Raw genomic sequence first — 22,769 nt, forward strand, 5'->3', positions numbered from 1 at the left:
CGGCGCCGCACGGAGTGCTCCGTGCGGCGCCGCCGCCGTGCGTGCGGGTCTCAGTGCGCCACGACGGGCACCGGGGCCTCGGCGGCGGTCTCCTCGGGGGAGCGGCGGCGGATGCCGGCCACGGCGACCGCGGCGCCGATCAGGCACAGGACGCCGGTGACGGTGACCGCGGCGTGCATGCCGTTGACGAACGCCTGCGCGCTGCCCTCGACGACCGCGGCCCGCAGCCCCTCGGGCATGCCGGGGGAGACCGGGGCGATGCCCATCGCCACGGCGTCCTCCGCCCCCTCCAGGCCGTGCGCCACGGCGGACGGCACGCCCGCCCCGGTCAGCTCGCCGTACAGCGAGGAGCCGACCTTGCCGGCGATCACCGTGATCAGCACCGACGTGCCCAGCGCGCCGCCGATCTGCAGCATCGTGGACTGCAGCCCGGACGCCACCCCGCCGTCCCGGACCGGGGCGTTGCCGATGATCGCGGCGGCGGTCGCGGGCAGCACGATGCCGACGCCCAGGCCCAGCGCGATGTACGGCGGCCACATGGTGGCGTAGGAGGAGTCGGTGGACCAGGTGAGCATGCCGAACATGGCGGCGGCCGACAGCACCAGGCCCAGCGGGATGGTGGCCCGCGGGCCGAAGCGCGCGGTGAGCTGCGAGCCGAGCGGTGAGGCGACCAGCGAGGCGAGCGACATCGGCAGCGTGCTGATGCCGGCCTCGACGGGCGTGTAGCCGCGGACGTTCTGCAGGTACAGCATGATGAAGAAGATCCCGCCGAGCATCACGAAGAAGTTCAGCGCGGTCATCACGGACCCGGTGGTCAGCGACCGGTCCCGGAACAGGCGCATCGGCAGCAGCGGGTGCTCCTGCCGGGTCTCGTACCAGCCGAAGAGGACCAGCAGGACGACGCCGGCGGCGATCGAGCCGAGGGTGCCGCCGGAGGCCCAGCCCCAGGTCTCGCCCTTCACGATGCCGAACACCAGGGCGAGCAGGCCGGCGGCGAGCACGGCGACGCCGGCCACGTCGAAGCGCTGCTCCCCGTCGGCGTTCCTCGACTCCCTCAGCACGGCCGCGCTGAACAGCAGGGCGACGACGCCGATGGGGAGGTTCAGGTAGAACACCCAGGTCCAGTCGACGTGCTCGACGAGCAGACCGCCCAGGATCGGGCCCAGCGAGGTGGACACGGCGGACACCATGCCCCAGATGCCCACCGCGAGCCCGAACGTCCGCGGCGGGAACACCGCGCGCAGGATGCCCAGCGTGTTGGGCATGAGGATGCCGCCGCACAGGCCCTGGAGCGCGCGGAAGGCGATGACGCCCTCGATGGTGCCGGCCAGGCCGATGCCGACCGACGCGACGACGAAGCCGGCGACGCCGGCGAGGTAGTACCGGCGGCGGCCGAACCGGTCGCCGAGCTTGCCGCCGAGGATCATCGAGGCGGCGAGGGCCAGCAGGTAGGAGTTGGTGACCCACTGCAGCTCGGCCGTGCCGGCGTCGAGGTCCTTGCCGATCACCGGGTTGGCGATGGCGACGACGGAGCCGTCGAGCTGCACCATGAGCAGGCCGAACGACACGGCGACGAGGGCGAGCCAGGGATTGCCCCGGCGCGCGGTGGAGCGATCCACGGACGTGGACGACGACATGGGGAAGCCGTTTCTTTCTCAGAGGGGGAGAGCGACCTGCGCGCGGAACGGCGCCCGGGGCACCGCCGCGCGGGGCGACGCGCGTGACGGGGGAGCGCCCGGAACGGGCGTGGGTCAGCGGGTCGCCGGGTGAAGGTGGCCGGCGAGGGCCTTGAGGGCGCCGAGCGCCGAACCGAGCGCGTCCATCTCGCCGTCGGTGACCGAGCGCAGGGCCTCGCCGAGCAGACGCTCCTCGAGGGCGCGGACCTCGGCGATCCGGCGGCGCGAGACGGCGGTGAGGTGGAGGCGGGCGATCCGCTTGTCCGCGGGGTCCTGGCGGCGCTCCAGCTCGCCCCGCTCGATGAGCTGGGAGACGAGCGCGCTGACGTTGTTGGGCTTCATCAGCAGCGCCGAGGCCGCCTCGCCGACCGTGGCGCCCTCGTGCCGCGCGACGTGACGCAGCAGCGCCAGCTGTCCCTCCGGCGGCTTCGGATGCGGGTACTCGCCCGCGACCCGCCGGTCCAGTGCCCGGTGCAGCGCGGGCAGGCACGCCGCGAGCTCGGCGGCCAGGTGCGCGACGCGCTCCTCGGAGGCACGGGTGGGGGACATGTACGTGAGGATAGGTATCCAGACATATCTATGTCAAAGGCGGGCGGTGCCGCGCCGCCGGGCCTGCGTCAGTTGAGCAGGGCCCGGGCGGCCAGCGCCTCCCCCCGGATGCGGTCGGCCGCCTGTGGGTCGACCGCCGCGACGACGTCCGCGTACGCCTCCAGTTCGGCCGCGCCCGCCGTGAACTCGCCGCGCTGCACGAGGAGCTGGGCGCGTTCGTAGCGCAGACGGGCGGGGCGGGACGGGAGGAGCAGGGAGAGGTCCAGGGCCCACAGGCCGACGTCGGTGCGCTCGGGGCGGGTCGCCGCCCAGGCCCGGACGTTGTTCAGGACGCGCGCGACCACCTCCAGCGCCCCCGCCGGGGTCAGCATGGACGGCTCCAGCGGGCCTCCGGTGGCCCCGGCGACCAGCAGCTCCGCGTCCGGTCCGGTCAGCACCCGGCCCCCGTCGAACGGGTCGGCCAGCACCTGCCCGGGGCCCGCCCCGTGCGGGTCGCCGAAGCCCACGACGAAGTGCCCGGGCAGCGCCACGCCGTACACCGGCGCGCCCGCCCGGCGGGCCACCTCGATCCACACCACCGACAGCAGGATCGGCAGCCCGCGCCGCCGCCGCAGCACCGCGTGCAGCAGCGAGGACTCCAGCCGCCGGTAGTCGTCCGGCAGGCCGTGGAAGCCGTACCGCCCGCCCAGCAGGTCCCGCAGCGCCACCGCCCACGCGTGCGGCGATCCCGGCCGGTGCGGCAGCTCGCCCGCCAGCCGGTCCAGCTCGATCTCCACCGCGTCCATGCCCGCCTCGTCGAGCGTGCCGTCGCCCTCCGCCGCCACCAGGAGGCACAGCGCGGACAGGCCGGGCCGCTCGCAGCGGGCCTCCTCGGCGAAGCGCCGGCGCAGTTCGGCGGAGCGTCCGGGCGGCGGGGGCCAGGGGGAGCGCATACCCGGTTCGTGCCCGCTCACAGCGGCCCGTCACCCGCCCGGGCCGGCGCATCCTGAGCGGAGCCCTCCGACGGGTCCGGCGAGTCCGGTACGGGTTCTTCCGGCGCGCGGTAGTGGTGGTACGCGTGGTGCGGGGCGAAGCCCAGGCGGTCGTACAGCGCCCGCGCGCCCTCGTTGTCCACCTCGACCTGCAGCCAGGCCGCCGAGGCGCCCTCCTCCAGGGCCCGGGCGGCCAGCGCCGCCATCACCGTCGTGGCCAGCCCCCGCCGCCGCCGCGCCGGATCCACCTCGACCGCCGCGAACCCGGCCCACCGGCCGTCCACGACACACCGCCCGATCGCGGCGGGCGCCTCGGCGCCCGGCTCACCCGGCACGGTCGCGAACCACACCGACGGCTCACCCGGGGACGGCTCACCCGGGGACGCCTCGTCCGGGGAGCCCCCGCCCAGCACCCGCAGGGCCACCTCGCTCACGCCCTTGCGCCGGTACCGCGCCAGCCACGCCGTGTCCGCCCGCCGGGACAGCAGCACACCGGAGGCCGTCCCGCCGCCCAGGTCGGCGACCGGGGCCAGCCCGCCCGTCCACAGCTCGGCGGTCACCTCGCGGACCCACCCGCGCCGCTCCAGCTCCGCGCACAGCAGCTCCTGCGCGCCCTCCGCGCCGGTCGCGGCCTGGACGTACGCCGGCAGCCCCCGGGCCGCGTACCAGCGGCGCACGGCCGTCAGCGCGTCGTCGAGCGGCAGGCCCGGGTCGCCCAGCGGCAGCGCGGAGTTGGCCCGGCGGGTGAAGCCGGCGGCCGCCCGCAGCTCCCAGTCGCCGAGCCGCTCGCTCTCCACCGGCCGCCAGCCCCGCGCGGCCACCCGCGCCAGCTCCGCGCAGGAGGCCGCCGGGCCACGCCGGCGCGCCGGGGCGGCCGGCACGACCTTGCCCGCCACCAGCGCGGACTCGGCGACACGGACGCTCTCCCCGCTCCTCCTTGTGATCTGCAACACACCGTTGTCCCATGATGTGAGAACGCCGACCGTGTCGCTGAACTTCTCACCCGAAGGGCCATGTTCGATCAGGCTCCTCACGGAGACCCGTTTCCCCACGTCAGCAGCGGTGACACGGACCTCGAGGCGCCCGGCGGCTGAGATTTCCACAGGTCAGTTCACCCCTCCTGTTCGGATCATGCTCCGGAACGGAGATACTAGGGGCGGGCATCGACGACGCCGCGCTCCCGCGCGCCAGGCGGCGGAGCCTGAGGAGGCCCGCCAGCGCCCTATCCGAGGAGGAACGACAGCGTGACCTACGTCATCGCGCAGCCTTGTGTCGACGTCAAGGACAAGGCGTGCATCGAGGAGTGCCCGGTCGACTGCATCTACGAGGGCCAGCGGTCCTTGTACATCCACCCGGACGAATGCGTCGACTGCGGCGCCTGTGAACCGGTCTGCCCGGTCGAGGCCATCTTCTACGAGGACGACACTCCGGAGGAGTGGAAGGACTACTACAAGGCGAACGTCGAGTTCTTCGACGAGCTCGGCTCCCCCGGCGGCGCCAGCAAGCTCGGTCTGATCGAGCGGGACCACCCGTTCATCGCCGCGCTGCCGCCGCAGGCGTAGCCCGTCCCGCAGGCGGTCCGCACCGACGCGCCGCCTCGGTCCCGTACGGCCCGCCCGCCGTACGGGACCGAGGCGTTTGCCGTACCAGAAAGTGAGCCACCACCCGTGTCCGCAGTCTCCGACCGGCTGCCCGCCTTCCCCTGGGACAAGCTGGAGCCGTACAAGAAGACGGCCGCAGCGCACCCCGACGGCATCGTCGACCTCTCGGTCGGCACACCCGTCGACCCGGTGCCCGAGCACATCCAGAAGGCGCTGACCGCCGCGGCGGACTCGCCGGGCTACCCCACGGTGTGGGGCACCCCGGAACTGCGGGACGCGATCACCCGCTGGGTGGAACACCGGCTCGGCGCCCGCGAGGTGACCCACCGGCACGTGCTGCCGGTCGTCGGCTCCAAGGAACTCGTCGCCTGGCTCCCCACCCAGCTCGGCCTCGGCCCCGGCGACCAGGTCGCCTTCCCGCGCCTGGCCTACCCGACGTACGAGGTCGGCGCCCGCCTGGCGCGCGCCGAGCACGTGGCGTACGACGACCCGACCGAGCTGGACCCGGCGCGGCTGAAGCTGCTGTGGCTCAACTCGCCGTCCAACCCGACCGGCCGGGTGCTCCCCAAGGAGGAACTGACCCGGATCGTCGCCTGGGCCCGCGCGCACGGGGTCCTCGTCCTGTCCGACGAGTGCTACATCGAGCTGGGCTGGGAGGCCGACCCGGTCTCGGTGCTGCACCCGGACGTCAACGGCGGCTCCTACGACGGCATCGTCGCCGTCCACTCCCTGTCCAAGCGGTCCAACCTGGCCGGCTACCGCGCCGCGTTCCTGGCAGGCGACCCGGCCGTGCTCGGCCCGCTGCTCCAGATCCGCAAGCACGGCGGGATGATGACCCCGGCCCCCACCCAGGCGGCCGTGGTGGCGGCCCTCGGCGACGACGAGCACGTCCGCGTCCAGCGCGAGCGGTACGCGGCCCGCCGCACCGCCCTGCGCGACGCGCTGCTCGCCCACGGCTTCCGCATCGAGCACAGCGAGGCCAGCCTGTACCTGTGGGCCACGCGTGACGAGTCCTGCTGGGACACCGTCGCCCACCTCGCCGACCGGGGCATCCTGGTCGCCCCCGGCGACTTCTACGGCCCCGCAGGCGACCGCTTCGTCCGCGTCGCCCTGACCGCGACGGACGAACGGGTCCAGGCCGCGGCGCGCCGCCTGACCGCCTGACACCGGCACGCCGGACCCACCACCGGACCGGGCCGGCCGCCGGACGGCAACGCGGCGACCGGCCCCCGCCCCGCAGCGAGGCGCCACGCCGTGGCCCTCGAGCCGTGGGCGGTCACGCGGCGACGGACCGCCTCGCCTTCGACGGTGAGGCGCCGGGTCCGCCCGCCGCGGCGAACGCGGCTGAGCGTCGCGGGGTGGCGAGGCGTGGATGCCGACCGCGCGGAAGGCACGGGCCGACACGGCCGAGCGGTCGCGGCAGGCCGGCCCCGCCGAGCTCCCGCGGCCTCCCCACGCCGCCGCGTCGCCCCGGCGCCGGGACAGCGCGGCGAGTGCGGCGGGACGTGCGGCAGGACGTGCCGAAGGGGCCCGGGGGAGAGGTCCCGGGCCCCTTCGGCTCGCTGCTCGGGTCGCCTTCGGCGAGGGGATCAGCCGAGAGGCAGGCCCTTGACCGGCAGGTTCTTCGTGGGGCCGCCCTTGCCGAGGGAGTCGGTCGGCAGCTCCTTCACCACCGGCACGGCCTTCTTCACGGTCGTGCCCGCCGCCGGGGCCACCTCGGTGGCGTCGGGGGCGGTCTTGCCGACGCCCCGCGTCACGTTGTCCACGGTCTTGCCGGGCGCACCGTCCAGGGCGCTCAGCCCGAGGTTCGGGGCGGACGGCAGCGCCGGCGCCGCGCTCGCGGAACCGGCCGCACCGACCCCGGCGGCCGCTCCCGCAGCGACGAGCAGCGCGGCACGGGCGATCCGACGGGTCAGGGGGAGGGACATGATGCTCCTTCGACGGCAGACAACGGTGGGGTCCGGCCGCCCGGGGACGACCCACTGGCGGTCGGCCGTCCGTGACCGGGCCCGGACGCACTGATTACCGCCCGACCGCCGGGAAGGTTGCGCGCGTGTCCGGCAAAGAGTCGGCAATGCGGCGCAATGTCGGTCCCGCGCAACGCCTCCGGGTGATCTCCCGCACGCCTGCGCGGGAACGCCCCGGGCTACCGCCCCGTGGTGATCCGGACCGCGTCCGCTTCCGCGTCGGAGCTCGCGGATCCCTTGCCGTCCAGCGGCCGCCACTGGCTGTCGGTGCGCCCGGCGATCCACTCCCGGCCCGCGTAGGACACACTCCGTATGTGCAGCTCGGAGGCGTTGGCCACGGCCCAGTGGGCCAGCTGCCAGCCCCGCGCCGTGGCGTCCCGCCGGTCACCGGAGACGGTGGTGACCGGCAGTGTCACGGTGCCCCCGCCGGATTCCGCTTCCAGGCTGGGCGCGCCCGGCGAGGAGGGCCGTCCCTTGGCGTCGTCCACCTCGGCGCCCGCCGGCTCCAGCACGTCGCGCCCGAAGTCCCGGGCCAGCGCGGTCCGTACCGCGTCCGCGCCCTTCGCCCGGGTCGCCGCGGGACGGCCGTCGCAGGTCAGCGTCGCGCCCGAGCGGCCGGTGAGGGCGGCGGCCAGCAGCGCCGCGTCCGGCTCGTGCTTGGCGTACGCCTGCGGGAAACCGCTGCGCTGCACCTTCTGCGCGGCCACGGTCAGCGGCAGCCGCGTGTAGCCGGGCACCTCCTCCAGGTGCTCGTAGAACTTCTCCGCCGCGTACGCCGGGTCCATGATCTGCCGCGGCGTGCCCCAGCCCTGCGAGGGACGCTGCTGGAACAGGCCCAGCGAGTCACGGTCGCCGTAGTCGATGTTGCGCAGCGCCGACTCCTGCAGGGCGGTCGCCAGCGCGATCGTCACGGCCCGCTCGGGCAGGTCGCGCGCGGTGCCCACGGCGGTGATCGTCGCCGCGTTCACCGCCTGTTCGGGTGTGAACTCGTACGTCGCCCCGCCACCCTCGCCGGACACGACCTCGCAGCCCGGGCCGCCCGTGCCTCCGGTGACGTACTGCACCGCGAGGTAACCGGCGACCGCCGACAGCACCGCGAAGGCCGCGCCGCAGCGGAGCAGACGGCCACGGCGCTTGCGCTTGAGAGGGGGGGACTGCTCTGGCACGCGTACAAGGTACTGGAGAGTACGTTCGCGCGGGAGCCGGGTGTGGACAGTGGGGCCGCGGGCCCCGCGCTAGGGTCGACGGCATGGCCGACACCCCGCTTGACCTCACGCTGGACGCCGCGCGCCTGACCGCGCAGCTCGTCGACTTCCCCTCCGAGAGCGGCACCGAGAAGCCGCTCGCGGACGCGATCGAGGCGGCGCTGCGCGCGCTGCCGCACCTGAGGGTCGACCGGCACGGCAACAACGTCGTGGCCCGCACCCGGCTGGGCCGCCCGGAGCGGGTGATCCTCGCCGGCCACATCGACACGGTCCCGATCGCGGACAACGTCCCCTCGCGCCTCGACGAGGACGGCGTCCTGTGGGGCTGCGGCACCTGCGACATGAAGGCGGGCGTCGCCGTCCAGCTGCGCATCGCGGCCACCGTCCCCGAGCCCAACCGCGACCTCACCTTCGTCTTCTACGACAACGAGGAGGTCGCCGCCGACCTCAACGGGCTGGGGCACGTCGCCGAGGCGCACCCCGACTGGCTGGAGGGCGACTTCGCGGTGCTGCTCGAACCCTCCGACGGGCAGGTCGAGGGCGGCTGCCAGGGCACCCTGCGGGTGCTGCTGAAGACCTCCGGCGAGCGCGCCCACTCCGCGCGCGGCTGGATGGGCTCCAACGCCATCCACGCCGCCGCCCCGATCCTGGAGCGCCTGGCCTCCTACGAGCCCCGGTGGCCGGTCGTCGACGGCCTGGAGTACCGCGAGGGCCTCAACGCGGTCGGCATCTCCGGGGGCGTCGCCGGCAACGTCATCCCCGACGAGTGCGTCGTCACCGTGAACTTCCGCTACGCCCCCGACCGCAGCGAGGAGGAGGCCCTGGCGCACGTCAGGGAGGTCTTCGCGGACTGCGGCGTGACCGAGTTCGTCGTCGACGACCACAGCGGCGCGGCCCTGCCCGGCCTGTCTCACCCGGCCGCGGCGGCCTTCATCGAGGCGGTGGGCGGCACCCCGCAGCCCAAGTACGGCTGGACCGACGTCTCCCGCTTCTCCGCGCTCGGCGTCCCCGCCGTGAACTACGGCCCCGGCAACCCCCACCTGGCCCACAGGAGGGACGAGCGCGTCGACACCGCCAAGATCCTCGCGGGCGAGGAGCGGCTGCGGTCCTGGCTGACCGCCTGACATCACCCGTACGGGTGGCGTCGCGTTTGGAACGCCCGTCCGTGGACATGCTGACGTCCCCCGCACGTAACCCGCGTAGATCTACGCTGAGGCGGTACGACCTGGCAATCGGAGGGAGCGCACATGGCCACGGGCAACCCTGAGGGGAAGCGGCAGCCGCCGGAGGAGAAGCGTCTGGGGCCGGTCCTCCGACGGCGCGGTCAGGTGCAGTCCAGCACCACCGACCAGCGGCTGCTCGACGAGCGCGCGCCGAGCGACTGGGTGCACACCGACCCCTGGCGGGTGCTGCGCATCCAGTCGGAGTTCATCGAGGGCTTCGGCACCCTGGCCGAACTCCCGCCCGCGATCAGCGTCTTCGGCTCCGCCCGCACCCCCGCGGACTCACCCGAGTACGACGCCGGGGTGCGGCTCGGCCGGGGCCTGGTCGAGGCGGGCTTCGCCGTCATCACCGGCGGCGGCCCGGGTGCCATGGAGGCGGCCAACAAGGGCGCGCTGGAGGCCGACGGCGTCTCGGTCGGCCTCGGCATCGAGCTGCCCTTCGAGCAGGGCCTCAACCGGTACGTCGACATCGGCCTGAACTTCCGGTACTTCTTCGTCCGGAAGATGATGTTCGTCAAGTACGCGCAGGGCTTCGTGGTCCTGCCCGGCGGCCTCGGCACGCTCGACGAGCTCTTCGAGGCGCTCACCCTGGTGCAGACCCAGAAGGTGACCCAGTTCCCCATCGTGCTGTTCGGCACGGAGTACTGGGGCGGCCTCGTCGACTGGCTCCGCAAGACGGTGATCGGCCAGGGCAAGGCGGCCGAGAAGGACCTGCTGCTGTTCCACGTCACGGACGACGTGGACGAGGCGGTGGCCCTGGTCTCCAAGGAAGCGGGCCGCTGACGGCCCAGGACCCCCAGGGGCGGGCGGGGGCCGACGGCCCCGCCGCCCCGCGGCGTCCCGTCCGGTCCTACGCCAGCCCGCGCCGCGCCACCGCCGGCTCCCGGTCCCCGGCGATCGACGACACCATGTCCAGCACCTGACGCGTCTCGGCGACCTCGTGCACCCGGTACACCCGGGCGCCCAGCCACGCCGACACCGCCGTCGTCGCGAGCGTCCCCACCACCCGCTCCTTCACCGGGCGGTCCAGCGTCTCGCCGACGAAGTCCTTGTTGGACAGCGACACCAGCACCGGCCACCCGGTGGCCACCATCTCCCCGAGCCGCCGGGTCGCCTCCAGGCTGTGCCGGGTGTTCTTCCCGAAGTCGTGCCCCGGGTCGATCATCACCGACTCCCGCGGCACCCCCAGCGACACCGCCCGCTCGGCCAGCCCCACGGTCACGTCGAGGATGTCCGCCATCACGTCGTCGTACGTCGCCCGGTGCGGCCGGGTCCGCGGCTGCGCCCCGCCCGCGTGGGTGCACACCAGCCCCGCGCCGTACCGCGCGGCCACCTCGGCCAGACGCGGGTCCACCCCGCCCCACGCGTCGTTCAGCACGTCCGCGCCCGCCTCGCAGGCGGCCTCGCCGACCTCGTGCCGCCAGGTGTCCACGCTGATCACCACGTCCGGGAAGCGGCGGCGCACCTCGGCCACGAAACCGACCGTCCGGCGCGCCTCCTCCTCGGCCGAGACCTCCTCGCCGGGCCCCGCCTTCACCCCTCCTATGTCGACGATCGCGGCGCCCTCGGCCACCGCCTGTTCCACGCGGGCGAGCGCCGGCTCGTCGCGGAAGGTGGCGCCCTGGTCGTAGAAGGAGTCCGGGGTCCGGTTCACGATCGCCATGATCACCCGCTCGTGCGGTGCGAATTCCCGCCTGCCCAGCCTGAGCATCCCCTGGAACCTCTCCTCGTCCGGCCGTCCGGGCCACCTCCGTCCGGCCGGCGGCCCCGGGTGTCAGACTCGCATGGCACGATCGGAGCCACACATCCGACTCCGACTCATCCGACCGTGGGGGCCCCGGCGATGGTTATGTTCCTGTTCCTGGTCGTCGCGCTGGCCGTCGTGGTGGCCGCGGTGACCCTCGCCGTGGTGGGCGGCGGCGACAACGCCCCGCTGCCCGAGGCGGAGCCGGAGCGGCTCCAGGACTTCCTGCCGCCGGACCGCCCGGTCAGCCGCGCGGACGTCGACCGCCTGCGCTTCCCCCTCGCCGCCCGCGGCTACCGCATGGCGGACGTCGACGACGCCCTCGGCCGCCTCGCCGCCGAACTCGCCGAGCGGGACGCGCGGATCGCCGACCTGGAGGCCGCGCTGGCCGGCGCCCGCGCCGCCGCGGCGCACCTGTCGGCGGACAAGCCCGCCCCGCACCCGGAGGACGATCAGCGGTGAGCGCCACCGCGGGCGGGCAGCCGGCCGGTCCCGACGGTCTGCCCCGCTGCCCCTGGGCGCTGTCCGCCCCGGACTACCTCGCCTACCACGACGAGGAGTGGGGCCGCCCGGTGCACGGCGACGACGCCCTCTTCGAGCGCCTCAGCCTGGAGGCGTTCCAGTCCGGGCTGTCGTGGATCACGATCCTGCGCCGCCGCCCCGGCTTCCGCGCCGCCTTCGCCGGCTTCGAGATCGCCGCGGTCGCGGAGTTCACCGACGTCGACCGCGAGCGCCTGCTCGCCGACACCGGCATCATCCGCAACCGCGCGAAGATCGACGCGACCCTCGCCAACGCGCGCCTGCTGGCCGGCTGGGAGCCGGGCGAACTGGACGCCCTGATCTGGTCCCACGCCCCTCAGGAGCCCGGCCCGGCCCCCCGCACCCTCGCGGACGTCCCCGCGGTGACGAAGGAGTCCACGGCCCTCGCCAAGACCCTCAAAAAACAGGGCCTCCGCTTCGTGGGCCCCACCACGGCCTACGCCCTGATGCAAGCCTGCGGCCTGGTCAACGACCACCTGGAAACATGCGCGGCAAGGGGATAGGGGCGCCGGGAACTGCGCGCCCGGCCACGACGGACCCGCACCCGGCGACCCCGCCGCGACCCGGCCTCACCGCCCCAGATACCTCGGCTTCTCCTTGTTCACGAACGCCCGCACCGCGATCGCGTGGTCCTCGGAGGTGCCCGCCCGGGTCTGCAGCTCGTCCTCCTTCTCCAGCGTCTCCTCCAGCGAGTGGCTCATCCCGTACGCCACCGACTCCTTGAGCGCCGCGTACGCCACCGTCGGACCCTGGGCCAGCGCGCGGGCCGCCTTCTCGGCCTCCGCGCGCAGCTCGCCGGCCGGCACCAGCCGGTTGGCGATGCCCAGCTCGTACGCCTCCTGCGCGGAGATGTTCCGCGGGAAGAGCAGCAGGTCGGTGGCGCGGCCCGGGCCGATCACCCGCGGCAGCGTCCAGGAGACGCCGGAGTCGGCGGTCAGCGCGACACCGGCGAACGAGGTGTTGAACGCCGCCGTCTCCGCGACGATCCGGTAGTCCGCGGCCAGCGCGAACCCGAAACCGGCGCCCGCCGCCACGCCGTTCACCGCCGCCACCACCGGCTTCGGCGCACCGGCGATGGCCTTCACGATCGGGTTGTAGTGCTCGCGCACCGTGCTCATGGTCCGCCCCGAACCGTTCTCCCGGTCGGCGGCCAGCAGCCCGATGTGCTCCTTGAGGTCCTGCCCGACGCAGAACGCCCGCTCCCCGGCCGCGGTCAGCAGCACGGCCCGTACGGCGTCGTCGTCCGCGGCGGACCGGACCGCGTCCCGGAGAGCGACCTTCGCCGCGACGTTCAGCGCGTTCATCGCCTCGGGGCGGTTCAGCGTGATCGTGGCGAGTCCGTCGCTCACCTCGTAGAGCACGGTGTCGGCCATGGTCGTATCCCTCCGTGTGCGGCTCGGGGCGTACGGGTGAGTACATCCTCTTCCGGAGGACAGCATGACCCAGTTCACGGGGCCCGGCGGACGGCCTCGGTGTGACCTGCGTCAAACGGCCATGTCGGGTTTCCGGTGCCCGGACGTCGGTGGGGGAGCGCAGTATCGCAGCCACATCGCCGAATTGAGTGGTTTTGCTCACGTGCGTTGCCCAAGCGATGCCAACTGATGTTGGTCATCGGGTCCCGCCATGCGGGATAATGGCCTGGAAGCAATGTGTTCGATGCCGGTGGCGTGTGTCCTGCTTCAAGGACCGCAGGTGCCCTTCAGTGGGCCGTCGGCTCAGACGGTTTAGCTGGGTTTCAGGAAGGGGAACGAGCATGGCGGCCATGAAGCCGCGGACGGGTGATGGCCCGCTCGAGGTGACCAAGGAGGGGCGGGGCATCGTCATGCGCGTTCCGCTCGAAGGCGGCGGTCGGCTCGTCGTCGAGCTGACCCCGGACGAGGCCGACGCGCTCGGCGACGCCCTCAAGAAGGTCGTCGGCTGACGCGCAAGCGACCATACCCTTTCAGCCGCCCCGGTGCCGCACGCGGTGCCGGGGCGGCTGTTTCGCGCATGCGTCGGGGCGGCGGGTGTCAGCGGCGCGCCGTGCGACGGTTCGTCACCGTTTCACGGCACACAGCAGCCCGTCCCCCACGGGCAGGAGCGAGGACACCAGCTCCTGGCTCTCGCGAACGGTCCGCACCAGCTCCCGCAGCCGCAGCACCTCCGTCGGCTGGGGGCCGGAGTCCACGGTGCGCCCGTTCGCGAAGACGCCTTCGAAGGCGACCAGGCCTCCAGGGCGCAGAAGGCGCAGCGATTCGGCGAGATAGTCCTGGTACTCCTGCCGGTCGCCGTCGCAGAAGACCAGGTCGTAGCCCGAGTCCGCGAGGCGCGGCAGCACGTCCAGCGCCGGACCGGGGATGAAACGGGCCCGGTTGCCGGCGAAACCGGCCTCACGGAAGGCCTGCCGGGCCGACTGCTGGCGCTCCGGATCCTGGTCGACCGTGGTCAGCACCCCGTCCGGGCGCATGCCGTGCAGCAGATGGATCCCCGACACGCCGCAACCGGTGCCGATCTCCGCGACCGCCTTGGCGTCCACGCTGGCGGCGAGCAACCGCAGGGCCGCGCCCGTGCCGGGCGACACCGAACGCAGGCCTGCCTCGCGAGCCCGGTCGCGAGCCCGGTGCAGCGCCTCGTCCTCGGCGACATAGGCGTCGGCGAACGCCCAGCTCGTCTGCCGGTTGGCGGTAATGACCCTCTCCTGTCCCCATGGTTGCCTGGGCGTGACTGTATCCGTTGGCGCCGGGAACCCGCAGATGGGACCAGTCGTTCAAAGGGGCAGGAGAGAGGTGCGTGCCGGGAAGGGGGGCGAGGAGTGGACGCGGACGCCGAGCAAGTGCAGACGCAGTCGTACGAGCCGTGGCAGCGCAGATCAAATTCTCGTAAAACCGCTTATCCGGAGCTAACGGGCGAGGTGGCTATGGTAGGGGCTCCACTGGACACCACCAGAGCCGACAGGGGAGGTGCGGCTGCGCCTGTGGATCGTGCAGGAGGGCTGCGGCGCTTCCTCGGGTCGGCGGGCAGGCCGAAATCCGTGAACAACACCGCTGCTGACCATGACCGCGCCGGCGACCCGGCCCAGACCGCGACCTTCTCCGGCGACGCGGACGGGCACGCGTGGACTCCCCCCACCTGGGAGGAGATCGTCAGCATGCACAGCGGCCGGGTCTACCGGCTCGCCTACCGCCTCACCGGCAACCAGCACGACGCCGAGGACCTCACCCAGGAGGTCTTCGTCCGTGTCTTCCGCTCCCTGTCGACGTACACGCCCGGCACCTTCGAGGGCTGGCTGCACCGCATCACCACCAACCTCTTCCTGGACATGGTCCGCCGCAAGCAGCGCATCCGCTTCGACGCGCTCGGCGACGACGCGGCCGAGCGGCTGGCCAGCAAGGAGCCCACGCCGCAGCAGGTCTTCAACGACGCGCACTTCGACGCCGACGTCCAGCAGGCCCTCGACACGCTCGCCCCGGAGTTCCGCGCCGCCGTCGTGCTGTGCGACATCGAGGGGCTGTCGTACGAGGAGATCGCGGCCACCCTGGGCGTGAAGCTCGGCACCGTCCGGTCCCGCATCCACCGAGGCCGCTCCCAGCTGCGCAAGGCCCTCGCGCACCGTTCGCCCAAGGCGCGCGCGGACCGCCCCTCCTTCGTGTCGCGTGTCCCCGCACTGGGGGGAGGGGGCGCGAGCGCGTGAGCAGTTCACTGCCGAAGTCTTCCGAGGGGCGCCTCGCGGAGCATCATCTGGGAGACCGGCTCGCCGCCCTGGTGGACGGAGAGCTCGGTCATGACGCGCGTGAGCGCGTACTGGCGCACGTCGCCACCTGCGCCAAGTGCAAGACGGAGGTGGACGAGCAGCGCCGTCTGAAGAACGTCTTCGCGGCGGCCGCCCCGCCGCCGCCCTCCGAGAGCCTCCTGGCGCGCCTGCAAGGGCTGCCCGCCGGGGGCGGGCTCGGCGACGGCGGGTCCCCGCCGGGCGGTTCCGCGCTGCCGGGCGGCGCCTCCGCCGGCGTCTTCGGGGCCCGGCGGGGCGAGCGCTTCGAATTCGCCTACGCGCCCGTGCGGCGCCACCAGCCCGCGGCCGCCGCGGTGGCCCTCACCGGCCGGCACCACGCCGACCGGCCGTCCTCACGCGGTCTGCGTCTCGCGTTCGTCGCCGCCGGCGCGGTGTCGCTGGCCGCGATCGCCCTCGGCGGTGTCTCCACCGTCGCCCCCGCCGACGCGGAGACGCGCGGCCAGGGCAAGGGGAGCAACGTGACACCGATGCGCACGCAGGGCGCGGGCGCCGCCACCACGCCGGACTCCCGGCGCCGGGGCGTCGGTCCGCTGCTCGGTCAGGTGGCGGGCGGCCAGAGCGGGCTGGGAGCGGCTCCCGTCGTCCCCACCGGCGTCGCGGCCCCGCTGCTGCCCGGCATCCCGGCGCCCCCGCACATACGGCCGCTGAACACGACCCCGCCGCTCGGACTGGGCGCGTGGGCTGCGGCGGCCGGGCTGAAGACGCCCGGCCTGGTCACCGCCGCGCCGTCACCGGCCCCCTCGCCCACGCACAGCTCGCAGGCGGCCCGCTGACCGGGCCCCTGCGCGGGGGCGCGCGAACCTGATTAGATTCCGGGTGGCGCGCCCAGGCCCTCCGCGGCCGGGCGCCGAGCCGGGCTCCACCGCACGGACGGTACCGGAGCACGGTGCCGACGATCCGTGCCGGTCCAGCCGTGGGGAGAGCATGAACGAGGGGAAGCCGGGCACACCGGGGGAGTCCGAAGAGCCCGACGGCGACTTCGAACTCGCCCGCCCGAAGCCCGTGCGGTCCCCCCGCACGGGCCCGGACGGCGACTACGAACTGGACCGGCCCCTCGACACGGCGCCCGCCCCGGCACCGGAGGACGGGGCGCCTGACGGCATCGCGAACACCGGGTCGGGATCCGTGCCGGCGCCAGGTGCGGAGGTCCCCTCCTCCTGTGTCACCGGTACCACCGTGCCCGCGCCTGATGTGGAGACCTCCGCGCCCGGCCCCATCGGCACCGTGCCCGCGCCTGATGTGGAGACCTCCGCGCCCGGCCCCATCGGCACCGTGCCCGCGCCTGATGTGGAGACCTCCGCGCCCGGCCCCATCGGCACCGTGCCCGCGCCTGATGTGGAGACCTCCGCGCCCGGCCCCATCGGCACCGTGCCCGCGCCTGATGTGGAGACCTCCGCGCCCGGCCCCATCGGCACCGTGCCCGCGTCGGTTGCCGAGACCCCCGCGCCCGGCTCCATCGGCACCGTGCCCGCCCCCGGCGTCGCCCCGCCCGCCGACGAGCAGCCGAGGCCTCTCCACGACCCCGACCCCTACAGCACCCCGCCCTACGGGGAGCCCGGCCCCTGGGCGCCCGCGCCGCCGGTGCAGCACCCGGCGGCCACCCCTGCGCACGGCGTGCCCGTGGGCGCGCCTCCCACGGTGCCGGAGGCGGCCCCCGCTGCCCAGGACGCCCCCGCGGCCGACCCCTGGGCGCGGTACGACCCCTGGGCGGTCGCGGCGAGCGCCCCGCTGCAGCAGGCCGGCCCCGCCGACGGGGACGCGAACCGGCGTCGGGGTCGCCGTAAGCGCGCACTGATCGGCGCCGCCGTGCTCATCGCGCTCGTGTCCGGCATCGCCGGAGGCGTCGTCGGCGTCCAGTTGGAGCGGAACGGCGGCATCGGTGCCGTGGAGCTGCCGCAGGCCGGTGTGGAGGCGCCCGACCGGGACCCCGACAGCGTCGCCGGGATCGCCGCGCAGGCGCTGCCCAGCGTCGTCACCCTGCACGTCAGCGGCGGCGGCAGGGCCGGCACCGGCACCGGCTTCGTGCTGGACGACCGGGGCCACATCCTCACCAACGACCACGTCGTCGAGCCCGCCGGAGCCGACGGCGACATCACCGTCACCTTCCACAGCGGCGACACCGCCGAGGCGACCGTCGTCGGCCGGGACAGCGGCTACGACCTCGCCGTCGTACGCGTCAAGGGCGTCCGCGGGCTCGCCCCGCTGCCGCTCGGCAACTCGGACAACGTGCGGGTCGGCGACCCCGTCGTCGCCATCGGCGCCCCCTTCGACCTGGCCGGCACCGTCACCTCCGGCATCATCAGCGCCCGCGAGCGGCCCATCACCGCCGGCGGTGAGAAGGGCGACGGCAGCGACGTGTCGTACGTCGACGCCCTGCAGACCGACGCGCCGATCAACCCCGGCAACTCCGGCGGCCCGCTGCTCGACGGCAAGGGCCGGGTGATCGGCATCAACTCGGCCATCCGCTCGGCCGACGGCGGCCTGGATCCGGAGGGCGGGTCCGGCTCCATAGGGCTGGGCTTCGCCATCCCGATCAACCAGGGCAAGCGGGTCGCCGAGGAGCTGATCGAGACCGGCAAGGCCACCCACCCGGTGATCGGCATCACCCTCGACATGGACTACAGCGGCGACGGCGCCCGGGTCGCGACCGAGGGCGGCGACGGCGGACCCCCGGTCAGCACCGGCGGTCCCGGCGCCGAGGCGGGCATCCGGCCCGGCGACGTCATCACCGAGGTCGACGGCCGCCCCGTGCGCTCCGGCGAGGAACTGATCGTCAAGACCCGCGCCCACCGCCCCGGCGACCGGCTGGAGCTGACCCTGGAGCGGAACGGCGAGGAACGCACGGTGTCCCTGGTGCTCGGCTCGTCGGACGGCGGCTGACGCGGACGGCGGCCGGAGGACATCGCGGGACGCCGGAACGGTACCGGTCGTACGGGAGGTCCGGGTACCGTGGACCCGGCCCGGACCACGGAAGGCGATCGACCGGCACCGGGGGCCGATGACCGAAGGCATCGCGAGGAGCTTCAGGTGTTCAATGACATAGGACCGCTCGAGCTGGTGACGCTCATCGTCCTCGCCGTGCTCATCTTCGGTCCGGAGAAGCTCCCCAAGGTCATCCAGGACGTGAGCCGCACGATCCGCAAGATCCGGGACTTCTCGGAGAGCGCCAAGCAGGACATCCGGCAGGAACTGGGCCCGGAGTTCAAGGACTTCGAGTTCGAGGACCTCAACCCCAAGACGTACATCCGCAAGCAGCTGGACAACGACGACCTGGGGCTGAAGGAGATCCGCAACGGCTTCGACCTGAAGAAGGAGATGGCCGAGGTCACGGACGCCGTCCACGGGCGCGACGCCGACCCGTCCCCCTCGCCCGCCCCCTCCGGCGGACGGGTGGACATGACGAAGAAGCCCGAGAAGCCGGCGGCCGACGACCGCCCGCCCTTCGACATGGACGCCACCTGATCGGTCCCCGTGGGCGTGCGCCCGCGCGTACGTGACGCGTTTCATACTCCACCTGAGCTGCGGACGGCCCGATCGGGGCGTCCGAACGCCCTACGCGCCGGGCGGTTTCCCTGCCCGTGACGGCAGGGTGGTTATGCTGCCGAGTTGTTGTGCGGAACGGACGAGTACGCCCGAAAGGGGGGCGGGCCGCCCGGTCCGACGAGAGCGAGGAGGCGTCCGGGCACATGGAGACGACGAGTTCGGCAGTCGCGCAGGCGCCGGCCGCGGAGGACGGACAACCAGTCCCCTCCGCCCGGCGTACGGTCGACGGCTACCTGCGTGCGCCCTTCCCGTGGTACGGCCTCGACGAGGCCTTCACGGGGGCGCGCTGGCTGATGCAGGTCGGCCTGTCGGCCGACGGGGCCGTGGAGCACGGATCGGTCGGACACGGCGACGAGCCGTCCGTCCGCAGCGAGTTCGCGGCCGGGGGCGACCAGGACGCCAAGGAGAAGTTCGCGGTCGTGGTGACCGTGGCCGCCAACCCGGTCCGCCGCAGCGCCGACGGCACGGGCCTGCTGGAGGCCACCTCGGTCTCCTCCGCCGCCTGGCTCGCCGGCGTGGGGCTGCTGTCCTTCACCTGGCCCGGCCAGATGGACCACTCCCTGCGCGACGACTGGCTGGAGCAGCAGACGGAGACCGCCTGGGTGCTCGCCGACGACCTGGAGGGCGAGGACTGGTCGACGCTGTCCCTGCCGGTGGACGGCGTGCCGACGCCGTTCCACTACCGGGAGTCCGAGTACGGCTGGGTGCTCGCCGGTTCCACCCGGTCCGGCGTCCACGTCGGCGCGTACGGCCGGGGGATGAGCGCGTACGGGCTCGGCTTCGCCGTGGTGGAGGACATCGCCGCGTACGAGGGCTGAGCGGGCCCGTACAGCCGCTCGAGAACGCCGGAGGGCGCCGTCCGCCGTGGACGGCGCCCTCCGGCGTGTGCACGGGGCTCAGAACTTGTTGCGCGGGGTGATCCCCAGGGACATGCCCGACAGGCCGCGCTGCCGGCCGCCCAGCTTGCCCGCGATGGAGCGCAGCGCCGAGCCCGCCGGGGAGTCCGGGTCGGACAGCACCACCGGCTTGCCCTCGTCGCCGCCCTCACGCAGCCGCACGTCGATCGGGATGGCGCCCAGCACCGGGACGTTCGCGCCGGTGGTGCGGGTCAGGCCGTCGGCGACGGTCTGGCCGCCGCCGGTGCCGAACACGTCGACCATCTCGCCGCAGTGCGGGCAGGGCAGCCCCGACATGTTCTCGACCACGCCGACGATCTTCTGGTGCGTCTGCACGGCGATGGAACCCGCGCGCTCGGCCACCTCGGCCGCGGCCTGCTGCGGGGTCGTGACGACCAGGATCTCCGCGTTCGGCACGAGCTGCGCGACCGAGATCGCGATGTCGCCGGTGCCGGGCGGCAGGTCGAGCAGCAGTACGTCCAGGTCGCCCCAGTACACGTCCGCCAGGAACTGCTGGAGCGCGCGGTGCAGCATCGGGCCGCGCCACACCACGGGCGCGTTGCCCGGGGTGAACATGCCGATGGAGATGACCTTCACGCCGTGCGCCGACGGCGGCATGATCATGTTCTCGACCTGGGTGGGACGCCCGTCGGCTCCCAGCATGCGCGGCACCGAGTGGCCGTAGATGTCGGCGTCCACGACACCGACCTTCAGGCCGTCGGCCGCCATCGCCGCCGCCAGGTTCACCGTCACCGAGGACTTGCCGACGCCGCCCTTGCCGGACGCCACCGCGTAGACCCGGGTGAGGCTGCCCGGCTTGGCGAAGGGCACCTCGCGCTCGGTCTGGCCGCCGCGCAGGGCGTTCGCCAGCTCCTTGCGCTGCTCGTCGCTCATGACGTCCAGCGTCACGTCGACCCCGGTCACGCCCTCGACGCGGGAGACCGCGTCCGTCACGCGCTGCGTGATGGTGTCGCGCATGGGGCAGCCGGAGACCGTCAGGTACACGGTGACCGCGACCGCACCGTCCGCACCGATCTCCACCGATTTGACCATCCCGAGCTCGGTGATGGGCCGGTTGATCTCGGGGTCGTTCACCGTCGCCAGTGCTTCGCGCACCGCGTCTTCCGTAGCCATAAGGACGATGGTACGGCTCCGGGCACACCCGCCGGTAAGGAAGTCAACGGTCGTCTGCGTCACGTCCCGGCGGCCGTTCCGCCCGCATCGCCGGGTGCGGGCCGTGCTGCTCCTTGTGGCCGTTCTGCCGGATCTCCAGCTCCTTGACCAGGTCCTGCAGCTCCGAGCGGATCCAGTCCCGGGTGGCCACCTCGCCGAGCCCGATGCGCAGCGCGGCGACCTCACGGGTCAGGTACTCGGTGTCGGCGATCGACCGCTCGTTCTGCTTGCGGTCCTGCTCCAGGTTGACCCGGTCGCGGTCGTCCTGCCGGTTCTGCGCGAGCAGGATCAGCGGGGCCGCGTAGGAGGCCTGGAGGGACAGCGCCAGGGTCAGGAAGATGAACGGGTACTCGTCGAACCGCAGCTCCTTCGGCACGGAGACGTTCCACAGCACCCACAGGATGATGACGACCGTCATCCAGACGATGAACCGCCCGGTGCCCAGGAAGCGGGCGATGCGCTCCGAGAGCCGCCCGAAGGCGTCCGGGTCCCACTCGGGCAGGATGCGGCGCCGGGGAGGGCGCGGCTGGTCCAGCCGGGGCGTCCGCGGCCGTCCGGCGGCCGTGGCCCCCGCCGGCAGCCGCTCGCGCACGCCGTCGCGCTCACCCGCCATCGGGCACCTCCCCTTCCTCCAGATGGAACTCGGTCTCCCGCCAGTCGCCCGGCAGCATGTGGTCCAGCACGTCGTCCACCGTCACCGCGCCCAGCAGCGACCCCGCCTCGTCCACCACCGGCGCCGCCACCATGTCGTACGTGGCGAAGAACCCGGCGACCACGGGCAGCGAGGCCTCCGGCTCCAGCGGCTGCAGGTCGTCGTCCAGCATGGAGCCGACCAGGGTGTAGGGAGGATCGCGCAGCAGCCGCTGGAAGTGCACGGTGCCCAGGTACTTGCCCGTCGGGGTCTCCTCCGGCGGCCGGCAGACGTACACCTGCGCCGCGTGCGCGGGCGACAGGTCCGGCTCGCGGATCCGGGCGAGGGCGTCCGCGACGGTCGCGTCCGGCCGCAGGATGATCGGCTCCGTGGTCATCAGCCCGCCCGCGGTGTGCTCCTCGTACGACATCAGGCGGCGCATGTCGGCCGCGTCCGCGGGCCGCATCAGGCTCAGCAGCCGCTCCTTGTCCGCCTCCGGCAGCTCGCCCAGCAGGTCGGCCGCGTCGTCGGGGTCCATCGCCTCCAGCACGTCGGCGGCCCGCTCCTCCGCCAGCACGCCCAGGATCTCGATCTGGTCGTCCTCGGGCAGCTCCTCCAGGACGTCCGCGAGCCGGTCGTCGTCGAGGGCGGCGGCCACCTCCGCCCGCCGCTTGGGGGAGAGGTGGTGCAGCACGTTGGCGAGGTCGGCGGGGCGCAGCTGCTCGAAGGTGGCCAGCAGGTTCTCGGCGCCCTGCCCGTCCTCCTCCAGGGAGAAGCCGGTGACGGCGGACCACTCCACGGTCAGCGTCTCGCCCTTGCCCCGCCGGAACGCCCCGCCCTTCCTGCCCTTGCGCACGAAGACCCGGTCGATCTCCCACTCGCGGCGCGCCGGGAGCTGATGCACCGACAGGTCCAGGACGGTGACCTCCTCGCCGCCGTCCACCAGCGTCACCCGCCGGTCGAGCAGTTCGCCGAAGACCAGCCGCTCGGTGGGCCGCTGCTCGAAGCGGCGGACGTTGAGCACCCCGGTGGTGATGATCTGGCCGGCCTGCACGGCGGTCACCCGGGTCATGGGCAGGAAGATGCGGCGCCGGGTGGAGAGTTCGACCACCAGGCCGAGCAGCCGGGGCGGGCGCCGGCCGGGGCGGAGGATGACGACGAGATCGCGCACCCGCCCCACCTGGTCGCCCGCCGGGTCGAAGACGGCGACACCGGAGATGTGCGAGACGAAGAATCGGGGTGCGCCCGATGCCATTCCGGCGGCTCCTTTGCGTGCGTGCG

The 22,769-nt window shown here is 73.8% G+C and carries 24 protein-coding genes; 12 read left to right on the plus strand and 12 right to left on the minus strand.

Annotated features, from left to right (window positions below; translation table 11 throughout):
• Nucleotides 1-50: 50 nt before the first annotated feature.
• The 4 genes from ACWH4W_RS11265 to ACWH4W_RS11280 form a co-directional block, all read right to left on the minus strand.
• Nucleotides 51-1,637, minus strand: a complete 1,587-nt coding sequence (locus ACWH4W_RS11265) for an MFS transporter (protein ID WP_473075618.1) — start codon at nt 1,635-1,637, stop codon at nt 51-53.
• Between the two features lie 114 nt (nt 1,638-1,751).
• On the minus strand, nt 1,752-2,225 hold the full coding sequence (locus ACWH4W_RS11270; RefSeq protein ID WP_473075619.1) for a MarR family winged helix-turn-helix transcriptional regulator: 474 nt from the start codon (nt 2,223-2,225) through the stop codon (nt 1,752-1,754).
• Nucleotides 2,226-2,293: 68 nt separating this feature from the next.
• Nucleotides 2,294-3,157 carry a transglutaminase-like domain-containing protein gene (locus ACWH4W_RS11275; protein ID WP_473075620.1) on the minus strand — a complete coding sequence of 288 codons (864 nt, stop codon included), beginning with the start codon at nt 3,155-3,157 and terminating at the stop codon, nt 2,294-2,296.
• Nucleotides 3,158-3,174: 17 nt separating this feature from the next.
• Complete coding sequence (locus tag ACWH4W_RS11280; protein ID WP_473075621.1) at nt 3,175-4,299, minus strand: GNAT family N-acetyltransferase; 1,125 nt, start codon at nt 4,297-4,299, stop codon at nt 3,175-3,177.
• 141 nt (nt 4,300-4,440) lie between these two features.
• Between ACWH4W_RS11280 and fdxA the strand changes: the two genes are divergently transcribed.
• Both fdxA and ACWH4W_RS11290 read left to right on the plus strand, forming a co-directional pair.
• Nucleotides 4,441-4,758 (plus strand): ferredoxin, encoded by a 318-nt coding sequence (gene fdxA / locus ACWH4W_RS11285; RefSeq protein ID WP_004926152.1) that lies wholly within the window; start codon nt 4,441-4,443, stop codon nt 4,756-4,758.
• Between the two features lie 105 nt (nt 4,759-4,863).
• Nucleotides 4,864-5,961 (plus strand): bifunctional succinyldiaminopimelate transaminase/glutamate-prephenate aminotransferase, encoded by a 1,098-nt coding sequence (locus ACWH4W_RS11290; protein ID WP_473075622.1) that lies wholly within the window; start codon nt 4,864-4,866, stop codon nt 5,959-5,961.
• Between the two features lie 425 nt (nt 5,962-6,386).
• Here the strand turns inward: ACWH4W_RS11290 and ACWH4W_RS11295 are convergent, their stop codons facing one another.
• Nucleotides 6,387-6,725: an ATP-binding protein gene (locus tag ACWH4W_RS11295; protein ID WP_473075623.1), complete on the minus strand. Its 339-nt coding sequence runs from the start codon at nt 6,723-6,725 to the stop codon at nt 6,387-6,389.
• A 218-nt stretch (nt 6,726-6,943) separates the two neighbouring features.
• Nucleotides 6,944-7,930, minus strand: a complete 987-nt coding sequence (locus ACWH4W_RS11300; protein ID WP_473075624.1) for a VldE C-terminal domain-containing protein — start codon at nt 7,928-7,930, stop codon at nt 6,944-6,946.
• 83 nt (nt 7,931-8,013) lie between these two features.
• Between ACWH4W_RS11300 and dapE the strand changes: the two genes are divergently transcribed.
• Complete coding sequence (gene dapE / locus ACWH4W_RS11305; RefSeq protein WP_473075625.1) at nt 8,014-9,093, plus strand: succinyl-diaminopimelate desuccinylase; 1,080 nt, start codon at nt 8,014-8,016, stop codon at nt 9,091-9,093.
• A gap of 123 nt (nt 9,094-9,216) precedes the next feature.
• Entirely contained in the window at nt 9,217-9,975 is a 759-nt protein-coding gene (locus ACWH4W_RS11310) for an LOG family protein (protein WP_473075626.1), read from the plus strand.
• A 67-nt stretch (nt 9,976-10,042) separates the two neighbouring features.
• Here ACWH4W_RS11310 and folP read toward each other — a convergent pair whose 3' ends face one another.
• Entirely contained in the window at nt 10,043-10,903 is an 861-nt protein-coding gene (gene folP, locus ACWH4W_RS11315; RefSeq protein WP_473075627.1) for a dihydropteroate synthase, read from the minus strand.
• Nucleotides 10,904-11,035: 132 nt separating this feature from the next.
• Between folP and ACWH4W_RS11320 the strand changes: the two genes are divergently transcribed.
• Nucleotides 11,036-11,398 (plus strand): DivIVA domain-containing protein, encoded by a 363-nt coding sequence (locus ACWH4W_RS11320; protein WP_473075628.1) that lies wholly within the window; start codon nt 11,036-11,038, stop codon nt 11,396-11,398.
• On the plus strand, nt 11,395-11,979 hold the full coding sequence (locus ACWH4W_RS11325) for a DNA-3-methyladenine glycosylase I (RefSeq protein WP_473075629.1): 585 nt from the start codon (nt 11,395-11,397) through the stop codon (nt 11,977-11,979). Before ACWH4W_RS11320 ends, ACWH4W_RS11325 begins: the two co-directional genes overlap by 4 nt.
• A 66-nt stretch (nt 11,980-12,045) precedes the next feature.
• On the opposite strand, the gene chcB is transcribed toward ACWH4W_RS11325, so the two are convergent.
• On the minus strand, nt 12,046-12,849 hold the full coding sequence (chcB, locus tag ACWH4W_RS11330; protein WP_473075630.1) for a 2-cyclohexenylcarbonyl CoA isomerase: 804 nt from the start codon (nt 12,847-12,849) through the stop codon (nt 12,046-12,048).
• A gap of 380 nt (nt 12,850-13,229) precedes the next feature.
• Here chcB and ACWH4W_RS11335 point away from each other — a divergent pair, with 380 nt between their 5' ends.
• A complete protein-coding gene (locus ACWH4W_RS11335) occupies nt 13,230-13,397 on the plus strand; it encodes a DUF3117 domain-containing protein (RefSeq protein ID WP_003966491.1) in 168 nt (55 codons plus the stop codon).
• 114 nt (nt 13,398-13,511) lie between these two features.
• Here ACWH4W_RS11335 and ACWH4W_RS11340 read toward each other — a convergent pair whose 3' ends face one another.
• Nucleotides 13,512-14,210 (minus strand): O-methyltransferase, encoded by a 699-nt coding sequence (locus ACWH4W_RS11340; protein WP_473077474.1) that lies wholly within the window; start codon nt 14,208-14,210, stop codon nt 13,512-13,514.
• Nucleotides 14,211-14,486: 276 nt separating this feature from the next.
• On the opposite strand from ACWH4W_RS11340, the gene sigE reads away from it, so the two are divergent.
• The 5 genes from sigE (at nt 14,487) to ACWH4W_RS11365 (ending at nt 19,606) form a co-directional block, all read left to right on the plus strand.
• Complete coding sequence (gene sigE, locus ACWH4W_RS11345; protein WP_473077475.1) at nt 14,487-15,146, plus strand: RNA polymerase sigma factor SigE; 660 nt, start codon at nt 14,487-14,489, stop codon at nt 15,144-15,146.
• Nucleotides 15,143-16,018, plus strand: a complete 876-nt coding sequence (locus ACWH4W_RS11350; RefSeq protein WP_473075631.1) for an anti-sigma factor family protein — start codon at nt 15,143-15,145, stop codon at nt 16,016-16,018. The genes sigE and ACWH4W_RS11350 overlap by 4 nt, the downstream gene beginning before the upstream one ends.
• A gap of 151 nt (nt 16,019-16,169) precedes the next feature.
• On the plus strand, nt 16,170-18,125 hold the full coding sequence (locus tag ACWH4W_RS11355; RefSeq protein WP_473075632.1) for a S1C family serine protease: 1,956 nt from the start codon (nt 16,170-16,172) through the stop codon (nt 18,123-18,125).
• Between the two features lie 147 nt (nt 18,126-18,272).
• Nucleotides 18,273-18,707, plus strand: a complete 435-nt coding sequence (locus tag ACWH4W_RS11360) for a sec-independent translocase (RefSeq protein WP_473075633.1) — start codon at nt 18,273-18,275, stop codon at nt 18,705-18,707.
• Between the two features lie 224 nt (nt 18,708-18,931).
• On the plus strand, nt 18,932-19,606 hold the full coding sequence (locus ACWH4W_RS11365; protein WP_473075634.1) for a hypothetical protein: 675 nt from the start codon (nt 18,932-18,934) through the stop codon (nt 19,604-19,606).
• A gap of 78 nt (nt 19,607-19,684) precedes the next feature.
• Here the strand turns inward: ACWH4W_RS11365 and ACWH4W_RS11370 are convergent, their stop codons facing one another.
• From ACWH4W_RS11370 to ACWH4W_RS11380, 3 genes are read right to left on the minus strand one after another with little or no spacing between them, the layout of a single operon-like run.
• Nucleotides 19,685-20,818, minus strand: coding sequence for an Mrp/NBP35 family ATP-binding protein (locus ACWH4W_RS11370; protein WP_473075635.1), 1,134 nt, complete (start codon nt 20,816-20,818; stop codon nt 19,685-19,687).
• Between the two features lie 43 nt (nt 20,819-20,861).
• Nucleotides 20,862-21,470, minus strand: a complete 609-nt coding sequence (locus ACWH4W_RS11375) for a DUF1003 domain-containing protein (RefSeq protein ID WP_473075636.1) — start codon at nt 21,468-21,470, stop codon at nt 20,862-20,864.
• A complete protein-coding gene (locus ACWH4W_RS11380) occupies nt 21,460-22,743 on the minus strand; it encodes a magnesium transporter MgtE N-terminal domain-containing protein (RefSeq protein ID WP_473075637.1) in 1,284 nt (427 codons plus the stop codon). The genes ACWH4W_RS11375 and ACWH4W_RS11380 overlap by 11 nt, the downstream gene beginning before the upstream one ends.
• Nucleotides 22,744-22,769 lie beyond the last annotated feature (26 nt).

This window comes from Streptomyces sp. DSM 120436 (genome assembly GCF_055778765.1).